General features: G+C 70.2%; 8 protein-coding genes. 4 read left to right on the top strand and 4 right to left on the bottom strand.

The window, feature by feature from the left end:
- The first annotated feature begins 9 nt into the window (after nt 1-9).
- The 3 genes from ABT025_RS38325 (at nt 10) to ABT025_RS38315 (ending at nt 3,439) form a co-directional block, all read left to right on the top strand.
- Nucleotides 10-1,227 carry a beta-ketoacyl reductase gene (locus ABT025_RS38325; RefSeq protein WP_351003349.1) on the top strand — a complete coding sequence of 406 codons (1,218 nt, stop codon included), beginning with the start codon at nt 10-12 and terminating at the stop codon, nt 1,225-1,227.
- Between the two features lie 74 nt (nt 1,228-1,301).
- Nucleotides 1,302-2,504, top strand: coding sequence for an NAD(P)/FAD-dependent oxidoreductase (locus ABT025_RS38320; RefSeq protein WP_351003348.1), 1,203 nt, complete (start codon nt 1,302-1,304; stop codon nt 2,502-2,504).
- Between the two features lie 173 nt (nt 2,505-2,677).
- Entirely contained in the window at nt 2,678-3,439 is a 762-nt protein-coding gene (locus tag ABT025_RS38315) for a TetR/AcrR family transcriptional regulator (protein ID WP_351003346.1), read from the top strand.
- Nucleotides 3,440-3,619: 180 nt separating this feature from the next.
- Here ABT025_RS38315 and ABT025_RS38310 read toward each other — a convergent pair whose 3' ends face one another.
- The 4 genes from ABT025_RS38310 to ABT025_RS38295 all read right to left on the bottom strand — a co-directional run bounded on the left by ABT025_RS38310 (nt 3,620) and on the right by ABT025_RS38295 (nt 8,135).
- Nucleotides 3,620-5,215 carry an MFS transporter gene (locus ABT025_RS38310; RefSeq protein WP_351003345.1) on the bottom strand — a complete coding sequence of 532 codons (1,596 nt, stop codon included), beginning with the start codon at nt 5,213-5,215 and terminating at the stop codon, nt 3,620-3,622.
- A 130-nt stretch (nt 5,216-5,345) separates the two neighbouring features.
- A complete protein-coding gene (locus ABT025_RS38305; protein WP_351003344.1) occupies nt 5,346-6,896 on the bottom strand; it encodes an AMP-binding protein in 1,551 nt (516 codons plus the stop codon).
- A complete protein-coding gene (locus tag ABT025_RS38300; protein WP_351003343.1) occupies nt 6,865-7,926 on the bottom strand; it encodes a helix-turn-helix domain-containing protein in 1,062 nt (353 codons plus the stop codon). Before ABT025_RS38300 ends, ABT025_RS38305 begins: the two co-directional genes overlap by 32 nt.
- An 11-nt stretch (nt 7,927-7,937) precedes the next feature.
- On the bottom strand, nt 7,938-8,135 hold the full coding sequence (locus ABT025_RS38295) for a phosphopantetheine-binding protein (RefSeq protein ID WP_351003341.1): 198 nt from the start codon (nt 8,133-8,135) through the stop codon (nt 7,938-7,940).
- A 627-nt stretch (nt 8,136-8,762) separates the two neighbouring features.
- On the opposite strand from ABT025_RS38295, the gene ABT025_RS38290 reads away from it, so the two are divergent.
- The coding region (locus ABT025_RS38290; protein ID WP_351003340.1) for a type I polyketide synthase at nt 8,763-10,906 on the top strand (2,144 nt) is incomplete at its 3' end.

Here is a 10,906-nt window from a genome sequence, read left to right as displayed (position 1 = left end):
GGGGGTGAGGTGCTGGTCCCGCGGCTGGTCGAGGTGGGTGCGGGTGACACGGCGCGGGAGCTCCCGGACGGTGTGGGTGACGGTGTGGTGTTGGTGACGGGTGGTACGGGTGGTCTGGGTGGTTTGGTGGCTCGGCATCTGGTGGAGGCGCGCGGGGTGCGGCGTTTGGTGCTGGCTGGGCGTCGCGGTGCGGATACTCCGGGGATCGAGGAGTCGCTGGCTGATGTGCGTGGGTTGGGTGCTGAGGTGTCGGTGGTGGCGTGTGACATGTCCGACCGTGGCGCGGTCGAGGGTCTGTTGGAGGGTGTGGGTGCGGATCTGGTGGGTGTGGTGCATGCGGCGGGTGCGGGTGACAACGGCCTCGTCGGGTCGATGGACGGGTCCCGGTTGGATCGGGTGCTGGGTGCGAAGGCGGATGGTGCCTGGTATTTGCATGAGTTGACGCGTGGGCGTGAGTTGGCTTTCTTCGTGATGTTCTCGTCGGCGGGTGGTTCTGTTCTGGCTGCTGGTCAGGCGAACTATGCGGCGGCGAACGTGTTCCTGGACGCGTTGGCGGTGCACCGCCGTTCCGAAGGTCTGCCGGCTACCTCCCTTGCGTACGGACTGTGGGACGTCGCCACCGGCCTGACCGAGGCCATCGACGACGACGCCCGTCTCATGGCGGCACGCGGCCTGCCCGCTCTCGCCCCGGCCGACGGGCTCCGGCTCTTCGACGCCGGCCTGCGCTCCGGACGGCCGGCGCTGGTGCCGCTCGCCGTCGACGTGGCGACCCTGAAGTCCAAGCCCGGCGCGCTGCACTCCCTTCTGCGGGACATGGTCCCCACCGAGGCCGGACCCGTGGTCCGGAACCGCACGAAGAGCGCAGACCCCGCCGTGCTCGTCGCCCGTCTCACCGGGCTGAGCACCGAGGACCGGGAGCAGGCCCTGCTGGACCTGGTACGCGGTCACGCCGCCGCCGTTCTGGGGCACTCGGGCGCCGAAGCGGTCCCGGCCGAGCGCGGATTCCTCGACATCGGATTCGACTCGCTGACGGCTCTGGAGCTCAGGAGCCGCCTGGGCGAGGTGACCGGCTGCCGGCTCGCGCCGACGCTGATCTTCGACTACCCCTCCGCCGCCGAGCTCGCCACGCACCTGCGCTGCACGCTCTTCGGCGACGACACCCCCGCGGATGACCTCAGCGCCGCCACCGCGGACGAGCTGTTCGACATTCTCGACGGCGAAGCGTAGGGCCGGTCCCGGCAGCCCTGTCGGGACCGGCACCAGGCGTTCACGTGAGCACCGACCGGAGACGAGGAGCGAGTGTGCTGAACCAGATAGTCGTCGTGGGCGCGGCGGCCGCAGGACTGACCGCGGTGGAGACGCTGCGTGCCAAGGGCTACGAGGGCGGGCTGACGCTCGTCGGTGACGAGCGCCATCCGCCGTACGACCGGCCGCCCCTCTCCAAGGAACTGCTGAGCGAGGACTGGGCACCGCCCAGCACCTGGCTGCGCAAGGAGGACGTGCTGGCCGGCGTCGATGCCGATCTGCGACTCGGCTGCCGGGCCACCGGCCTGGACCAGGCCGCCCGCACCGTCACCCTCTCCACCGGCGAGAGGCTGCCCTACGACGCGGCGATCATCGCGACCGGACTTCGGCCGCGCAGGCTGCCGTACGGGGACGGTCTGCGGGGCGTCCATGTCCTGCGTTCACTGGACGACGCGGTCCGCCTGCGCGAGGCGCTCCTGGCCGGACCCAAGGTGGCGGTGATCGGGGCAGGCTTCCTCGGGGCGGAGATCGCCGCCACGGCGCGCGGTGCCGGGCTCGACGTGACGCTGATCGACACGAACGACCAGCCGCTCGCACGCCAGGTCGGAGCCGAGATCGGCGGGCTCGTGGCCGGACTGCACCGCGACCACGGGGTGCGGCTCGTTCTCGGCGCGGATGTCGTGGGAATGGCCCGGGACGGCACCGCGGTCCGTGGGGTCCTGCTGTCGGACGGCACCGTAGTCGACGCCGATCTGGTCGTCGTCGCGATCGGCTCCGTACCCGCCGTCGACTGGCTCGCCGACTCCGGACTGCCCCTGGGGGACGGGGTCCTGTGCGACACCTACTGCCGGGCCGCCCCCGGGGTGTGGGCGGCGGGCGACGTCGCCAACTGGCCCCACCCGATGGTGGCCGGAGCCCGGGTCAGGCTCGAACAGCGGACCAACGCCGCCCAGCAGGCCATGGCGGTCGTCGCCAACCTGCTGGCCGGTGACGAGGGCGCGCGGCCGTACACCCCCGTGCCCTTCGGCTGGACCCATCAGTTCGGGGAGAAGATCCAGACCGTCGGCTGGTGCCCTCCGGACGCACGGACGGAGATCATCAGCGGGTCCACCGAGGACCGGGAGTTCGTCGCCGCGTACCACCGCGACGGGATCCTCGTCGGCGGGCTTGGCTGGAACAGCGCCCGTGGCCTGAGGCAGTGCCGGACGCTGCTCGGCCGGCCCTCGGCGGAGCTGGCCGCCACGGCGGCGGGCGTCTGACGCCCCCACCGGGAGGCGGGCGGGAACCGCCCGGTACGCCACCGCGTGCGGTGTCGTACCGTCTCCCCACCCCGGTCTCACACCGGCTCCGCGTACGGCGGACCCGAGGCGTATACGATGCTCTATGCGTGCGTGATACGCATGGGAAGGCTTCCGATGAAGGCAGGCACGAGATGACTACTGGTGAAGGAACGAGCTCGGAAGGCATCGGCCTGCCGAACAGCATCGCGGTGCTCTGGGAACTGCGGAACCGGGAACAGCGCACCGCGCGTACCGGTCTGAGTGTCGAGCGCATCGTGACGGCCGCGATCGAGTCGGCGGACGCCGACGGTCTTGCCGGGCTGTCCATGTCCCGTGTCGCCAAGAGCCTCGACTTCGGCACCATGTCGCTGTACCGCCACGTGTCGAGCAAGGACGAGCTGCGACAGCTGATGCTGGACATGGCCTACGGCACCCCGCCCCGTATCGACACGGCCGACGGGGACTGGCGGGACGGACTGGAGCAGTGGGCCCGCGCCTTCCAGGAGGTCTTCCACCGGCACCCCTGGATGCTTCAGATCTCGGTCAGCGGACCGCCCCTGGAGCCGGGCCAGCTCAGCTGGCTGGAGTGCGGCCTGCGCACCCTGGGCGGCACCGCGCTGCGGCCGGACGAGAAGCTTTCCGTGATGATGCTGATGATCGGGTACGTGCGCAACAACGTGCAGATGTCCCTCGGTGTCGTCACCCAGGACATCAGCGAGGCGGACCTGATGGCCAACTACGGCCGCGCGCTGGCCAAGTACGCCGACTCCGCGTCGTTCCCCGCTCTCGCCGAGCTGCTGGAGGCCGGGGCGTTCGACGAGCCCGAGGACGACTTCACCTTCGGGCTCCAGCGCGTCCTGGACGGTATCGACGTGCTGGTCCGCATCCGCAACGGCGAGAAGCCGCTCACCTGACGTGTCCACCGGCCGGGACCGCGAAGGCCCGGCCGGTGGACACGTGGGGTGTGCCGGTGCGGCCGGGGCCGGCGGAGCAAGCAGTACGGACGGCATGCGGACCGCACCTGCATGCGGAAGGGGGCTGGTTCCCCACCCGGCCGGGTGGGGAACCAGCCCCCTTCCTTCGCGTCCGGCGCCTCAGCCCGCGGTGGGCTGCATGCGCTTGGGGGAGGGCACCGTCGCCGGTGCGTCGATGTCGTACGGGTCGATCGGCTCGCCCGTCTCGATCGGTACCTTGCGCAGCAGTACGGCGACGATCGCCGCCACCACGACCATGGCGGCGGCACCGGAGAGCGCTGCCACCTGGAGACCGTGCGTGAAGGCCTCGCGGCTGGTGGCGAGCAGCTCGGCACCGATCGCGGCCGGCTGCTGGGCGGCGACGGTTGCGGCGCCGCCGATGGTGTTGCGTACCGCGTCCAGGGCCTCGCCGCCGAGACCGGCCGGGTTCACCGCGTTCATGTCGTGCCGGTAGATGGCGGAGCCGATGCTGCCGATCACCGCGAAGCCGAACGCGCTGCCGAACTCGGTGAACGTCTCCGAGGTGGCCGTGGACGATCCGGCGTGCTCCTTCGGTGCGGAGGTGACGACGATCTCCGCCGTGAGTGTCTTCGAGGCCGTCATGCCGGCCGCCATCAGGCCCACACCCACCAGCAGGACGGCGACGTTCGACTCCACAGTGAGGCGGCTGAGCACCCCGAACCCGACGGCCATCACGAGCATGCCGCTGGCGACCAGATAGACCGGCTTGACCTTGCGGGACAGGGCCGAGACGAGGCCGACCGCGATCCCGATCGCCGGCATCACCGCCATGGACCACAGGGCCGCCCGGAAGGGCGTCATGCCCAGCACCATCTGCAGGTACTGGTTGGTGAGGATGCTGACGCCCATGAACGAGAACATCACCATCAGGTTGGTCAGGATCGCCCCGGTGAAGCCGCCGTAGCGGAACAGCGAGATGTCGATGAGCGGGTGGGCCGTCATGCGCTGGCGCTGCACGAAGGCGATGAGCAGGACGGCGCCGACACCGGCCCAGATCGCGGACTCGCGGGACCAGCCGTCGACGGCGAGCTCCTTGAGGCCGTAGATGAACGGCATGATGCCCGCGATCGACAGGAACGCGCCGAGCACGTCCAGCTTGCCGCGCGAGGGGTCGCGCCGCTCGGGCAGCAGGATCGGGGCCAGGATCAGCACCAGCACCATCACCGGGGTGTTGATCATGAAGACCGAGCCCCACCAGAAGTTGTTCAGCAGCAGACCGCCCACGACCGGGCCCAGGGCCGCCCCGGTGGCGAGAGTGCCGCTCCAGGCGGCGATGGCCGACTTGCGCTGCTTTGAGTCGTGGAACATGTTGCGGATCAGGGCCAGGGAGGTCGGGGTCAGCGTCGCGGCGCCGAGCCCCAGCAGGGCGCGCGAGCCGATGAGCATCTCGGGGGTGTCCGCCGTCGCGGCCAGCGCGGACGCGACACCGAAGACCAGGGCGCCGATGATCAGGAGCTTCCGCCGCCCGAAGCGGTCACCCACCCAGCCCATCGTGATCAGAGCACCGGCCAGCACGAAGCTGTAGATGTCCATGATCCACAGCAGCTGGGTGGCGCTCGGCTTCAGCGACTCGCTGATGGGCGTGATCGCGAAGCCGAGTACCGAGATGTCAATGGCGATCAGCAGGGTGACCAGGACGATCACCACGAGGCCGAGCCATTCCTTGAGCCCCGCCCGGGGCTTGATTTCTGTCATGGCAAACGTCCATGCCTTCCTACCGTCATGACCCTGAGTACGTAACACGCTGAGCGTATCAGGTACGCGTTGGCGTGTCGCGTACTCATGCAGGGCCGGGCGGGCCCCGGAGCCCTGTCGCGCCAAGGCCTCAGTGCGTTCGGCCGAGCAGTTCCTGTGCGCGGTGCAGCAGTGCCCGGCGGTCGATCTTCCGATTGGTGTTGAGCGGAAATTCCGCGATGTGGAAGAAGTGCTGGGGGAGTACGGCCCGCGGGAGCGTGCGGCTCAGCTCACGGGCCAGGGCCACGGGCGGCACGGGCTCCCCGGTGTGGAACGCGGCCAGCGTGATCCCCTGCTCGGAGGGCACCGGTACCGCGACGGCGTCCTCCACCCCCGGGCACCGGCGCAGCGCCTCGTCGATCTCTGCCAGTTCGATCCGCACGCCGCGAACCTGTACCTGCTGGTCCAGCCGCCCGAGGTAGAGCAACTGCCCGCCCTCGCCCAGCCGGATCCGGTCGCCCGTCCGGTAGTAGCGGACTCCGTCCCGGTCGAGGAACCGGCCCGCGTCATCGGCCGGGTCCAGATACCCGGCGGTGAGCTGCGGACCGGATACACACAACTCGCCTTCCAGTGCGTCCGGTTCACCGTCCGAGCCGAGCAGCATCCACTCGTGCCCCGCGTGCACCGGACCGATCGGGACCACACCCGCGACCGAGATCCCGGGCGACGTCTCACGCGACCAGCGGTGCCGGGTGATGGTGATCGTCAGTTCGGTGGGGCCGTACAGGTTCTCGACGGCCGAACCCGGCGCCGCGTGCTGCCAGTCCGTCACGTCCTGACAGGTCACCGCCTCGCCCGCGAAGAAGCTCCAGCGCAACGAGGGCAGAACGCCGTCCGCCAGCTGGTCGGTGCGACGGACCAGGCTGATCACGCTGGGGGTGGAGAACCAGACCGTGATGCCCTGTTCGGCGACGAAGGCGGGGAGATCCCGGTACGCGCCCGCCGGAACGGCCACCAGCGTGGCGCCGGCGCCCCACGCGCAGAACAGGTCGAACATCGCGCAGTCGAAGTTCAGATCGAAGTTCTGGGAGAACACGTCGTGCGGACCGAAGTCGTACCGCGCGTCGAGCAGGCCGAAGTAGTGCGCGCCGTTGGCGTGCGTGACCGGCACGCCCTTGGGCCGGCCCGTGGAACCGGAGGTGAAGAGCACATAGGCGATGTCGTCGGGTGCGACCGGGCGGGGCCGCGCCAGACGTGCCGCCGGATCGGGGACGACCACCCCGTCGGCTCCGTCCGCGGTCCCGTCCAGCAGGGCGGGGAGCGTGACGCCCTCCGCACGCAGTTTCTCCAGCGCCGTGGCTGCCCCGGCGTCCACGATCAGCGCCTCGACCCCGGCCGCTTCGAGCATCCCGAGGGTGCGGAGCACCGGGAAGGAGGACTGCAGGGGAACCATCGGCACGCCGGTGAACAGGCAGGCCAGGATGCCCGTGTAGGCGTCGAGGCCCTTGCCCGCGAGCACGCCCACCGCGGCCGGACGCTCCGGGAGCGCGGCCAACAGCGAGCCCGCCCAGGTCAGCGCCCGGTCATGCAGCTCCTGGTACGTCAGCGAGGCGTCGCCGACACGGATGGCGACCCCCTGCGGGGACCGCGCGAGTCCGCGCAGGAAGCGGTCATAGAGGGCGTGGGCCGACGTCTGGTCCATGAGTGTTCCCCGGATGGCGGTGGATGGATGAGGTGGAGCGGTGCTCGATGCCCGCGAGTCCCCCGCCGGACACCGGACCGCCGAGCGGCTCGTACGGGGTTCCTCGACGGATCTCGGCGAGCGGGCGCGGCGACGCGGTGTCGGCGGTGGTGTGCGGCGGCCGGCCGGCTGCCGGGGCGGACTCGGGCGCACCGGGACGCGGCATCGGGCCCGCGACCCGCAGGAGGAACTCGGTGAGGTCGGCCCAGGAGCGGGTGGCCGGTGCGTGGTGCAGGGAGACCCGGGGATTCCTCGCGAGCCACTCGCGTACGTCCCTGGACCGCGCCGCTCCGTTCCCGTCCAGGAGTACGTGCAGCCTCGGGTAGGGATGGGCCTGGGCGACCGCGTCCAGGAGGTTCAGGAAGGTGGCCGGCGCGGAGGCCCTGTCGGCCCCCGGCCCGGCCCGGTCGAGCAGCAGGGGGCGGAGCCGTTCCTCGGGCCGGTGCCCCGGCCGGTCGTCCGCCCGCAGGACCACGGCGTTCCACGGCGCCGCGCGACACACACCGACGACACCGCGATGGGCGCCGGGCGGCAGAGGCGGCACGGCGGGCACCTGGAAGGTCTCGGGGCGTTCCGGGCGCACCCCCCACTTGCGCCACACGCGCGCCACCGTGGAGTGGGCGATCCCCAACTCGCCGGCGAGCAGCCGCGACGACCAGTACGGCGCCCGCAGCCGGGCCGGAGGCGTACCGCGGTCGCAGAGCGTGGCGACGAGCACCGCCACCTCGTCCACCGTCGCGGGGCGCCCCGGCCGGGGCAGATCACCCAACGCCTCGATGCCCGAATCCTCGTACCGCGTACGCCACTTGAGGACGGTCGGGCGGGAGACGCGCAGCACAGCGGCGACCTCCGTGTTCGAGACACCCCCCGCCGCGAGCAGCACGATCCGCGCCCGCCGTACGAGCCCGGCCGGCGCGGTCGACATGCGGGTCAGTGCCTCCAGCCGGGCCCGGTCGCCCTCCCGCAGGCGCAGGGCCGGGACGCTATGCATGGTCGCGACCCTCAGCGCAGACGTTGCAGCGAGTCCCAGAGAACGTCCGGGGTCTTGAATATCTCCAGGGAGAGCGCCTCGTCGCGGAAGTGCACGTCGTAAGCGGATTCGAGGCCCGCGAGCAGCTCGATCATGCCCAGTGAGTCGAGACCGAATTCACGCATTTCCATGTCGCCGGTGATCGGCTCGTCCGGCGGGAGGAAGGACATCTGCTTCCGAAGGAGAATATCGAACTGCTCATCCCACATGATGACTCCGGTTCAGGCGCGAAGGGGTGGATGGTTGTTCCGGGATCGCCGGACCGCACCGGCGCCCCGCCACAGAACTTCCTGCGGGCAGCGACGGAAGTACCGAGGAGACCGCCCGGCGGGTGGCAGTGCGGAAACGAATGGACGGGCCGGAACGGAGACGGGAAACAGCCGGCCGCCCACATGCCCGGCAGGAATGGGGTACCGGGCCCCGACGGTAGTCCCGGCGAGGCCGGACCAGTACCCCTACCCGCCCCTATGAAGGCGCCGTGCCGAAGCCGCCCTCGGCTGCGGGCGTGGCGCAAGCCGCTCGTGGCCGCGCCCTCCCTCGCAGGTGAGGACGGTCGGACGGGACCCCGGTCAGCCGTGCGCCGCCCACCGGGACCGTCCCATGACCCCACCCGGCTCTGGGGTGACCGGGGGTCGGGCAGGGGCCCGATTGTGGGGACCCCGGGCACGACTAAGGGGTGGGCAACAGGTCCGTCGGCACCGTAATTTTCCGAGTGGCCCCACTCTTCATTCTCTTGATTCCGCCATTCGCTCGGGTCCGCGGTCCGCTGAACGTCATGACACAGGAGGGCATGCTCGGTGAGTAACGAGGAAAAACTTCTCGAGTATCTGCGCCGGGCGACAGCCGACTTGCGCGACATGCGCAAAAGGCTCGCTGCCGCGGAACGCAAGTCCAGTGGCGAGCCGATTGCGATCGTGGGGATGGCGTGTCGTTATCCGGGTGGTGTGAGTTCTCCGGATGAGTTGTGGGATCTGGTGGCGGAGGGCCGGGACGGTGTGTCGGGGTTTCCGGTGGATCGTGGGTGGGATGTGGAGGGGCTTTACGATCCGGAGCCGGGGAAGCCGAATCGTACGGTGACGCGTGAGGGTGGTTTCCTGTATGACGCGGCTGATTTCGATGCCGGGGTGTTCGGGATTTCGCCGCGTGAGGCGTTGGGGATGGATCCGCAGCAGCGGTTGTTGCTGGAGGCGTCCTGGGAGGCTGTGGAGAGTGCGGGGATCGATCCCCTCTCGCTGAAGGGCAGCCGGACCGGTGTCTTCGCCGGCGTCATGTACCACGACTACGCCTTGGGCACCGAGGCCGCCGCCACGACCGGTGGCAGCCTCGTATCGGGTCGCGTCTCCTACACTCTCGGCCTCGAAGGACCGTCGGTCACGGTGGACACGGCGTGCTCGTCGTCGCTGGTGGCCCTGCACCTGGGTGCTCAGGCACTGCGGTCCGACGAGTGCTCGATGGTGCTCGTCGGTGGCGTCACGGTGATGCCGACGCCGGACATGTTCCTCTACTTCAGCCACCAGCGGGGCATGGCGAAGGACGGCCGCTGCAAGTCCTTCGCCGCCGATGCCGACGGCACCGGCTGCTCGGAGGGTGTCGGCGTCCTCATGCTGGAGCGCCTTTCGGACGCCCAGCGCAACGGTCACCCGGTCCTTGCGGTCGTCCGGGGAAGCGCGATCAACCAGGACGGCGCCTCCAGCAGCATGACGGCTCCGAACGGTCCGTCGCAGCAGCGGGTGATCCGCGCGGCACTGGAGGGCGCGGGGCTGACCGCCACCGACGTGGATCTGGTGGAGGCGCACGGGACGGGGACCCGGTTGGGTGATCCGATCGAGGCGCAGGCGTTGCTGGCGACGTATGGGCAGGGTCGGGCTGAGAACGATCCGTTGTGGCTGGGGTCGTTGAAGTCGAACCTGGGCCACACCCAGGCGGCTGCGGGTGTGGGTGGTGTGATCAAGGCGGTGCAGGCGATCCGCCACGGTGTGCTTCCGAGGACGTTGCATGTGGATGTGCCGACGCCGCAGGTGGATTGGGCTGCGGGTGCGGTGGAGTTGTTGACGGAGTCGCGTGCTTGGCCGGTGCGGGATCGGCCGAGGCGTGCGGGTGTGTCGTCGTTCGGGCTGAGCGGGACGAACGCGCACGTGATCGTGGAGCAGGCTCCGGCGGTGGAGGAGCCGGAGGTCGTTGCTGCGGCTGAACTGCCGGTGGTCCCGGTGGTGTTGTCGGCGCGGAGCGAGGCTGGGCTGTCGGCGCAGGCCGGGAAGCTGCTGAAGCAGCTGGACGCTTCTTCTTCTCTGTTGGATGTGGGTTTTTCGTCGGTGGTGTCGCGTGCGGTGCTGGAGCATCGCGCGGTGGTCCCGGCGTCGGACCGCGAGGAGTTGCTGCAGGGTTTGGCCGCGCTGGCCGAGGGGGGTGTGTCGGCGTCGGTGGTGCGGGGGTCGGTGCGGCCGGCGGGCAAGGCTGCGTTCCTGTTCACGGGTCAGGGTGCGCAGCGGCTTGGTATGGGCCGCGAGTTGTACGAAGCGTTTCCGGTGTTTGCGGAGGCGTTCGATGTGGTGCTCACGGAGTTGGATGCCCGGTTGGGTGCGAGTCTGCGTGAGGTGGTGTGGGGTGAGGATGCTGGTCTGTTGAACGGGACGATGTTCGCTCAGGCGGGGTTGTTCGCGGTGGAGACTGCGTTGTTCCGGTTGGTGGAGTCGTGGGGTGTGCGTCCGGACTTCCTGGTCGGTCACTCGGTCGGTGAGATCGCGGCCGCGCACGTGTCGGGTGCCCTTTCCCTGGCGGATGCTGCGGAACTCGTCGTCGCGCGGGGTCGGTTGATGCAGGCGTTGCCTGCTGGTGGGTCAATGGTGGCGGTGGAGGCGGCGGAGGCCGAGGTGCTTCCGCTGCTGAACGGTGAGGTGGGGATCGCTGCGGTCAACGGTCCGCGGTCCGTCGTCGTCTCGGG

The sequence above is a fragment of the Streptomyces sp. NPDC002809 genome (assembly GCF_040295435.1).
Classification (GTDB): Bacteria; Actinomycetota; Actinomycetes; order Streptomycetales; family Streptomycetaceae; genus Streptomyces.
Note: the sequence above shows the minus strand (reverse complement) of the source record. Positions and strands in the feature narration are given on the sequence as shown.

Excerpts from the sequence above, each read along its gene's own strand:
- ABT025_RS38305 (WP_351003344.1), bottom strand. The coding sequence starts at position 6,896 with ATGGACCAGACGTCGGCCCACGCCCTCTATGACCGCTTCCTGCGCGGA.
- ABT025_RS38310 (WP_351003345.1), bottom strand. The coding sequence starts at position 5,215 with ATGACAGAAATCAAGCCCCGGGCGGGGCTCAAGGAATGGCTCGGCCTC.
- ABT025_RS38315 (WP_351003346.1), top strand. The coding sequence starts at position 2,678 with ATGACTACTGGTGAAGGAACGAGCTCGGAAGGCATCGGCCTGCCGAAC.
- ABT025_RS38300 (WP_351003343.1), bottom strand. The coding sequence starts at position 7,926 with ATGCATAGCGTCCCGGCCCTGCGCCTGCGGGAGGGCGACCGGGCCCGG.
- ABT025_RS38295 (WP_351003341.1), bottom strand. The coding sequence starts at position 8,135 with ATGTCCTTCCTCCCGCCGGACGAGCCGATCACCGGCGACATGGAAATG.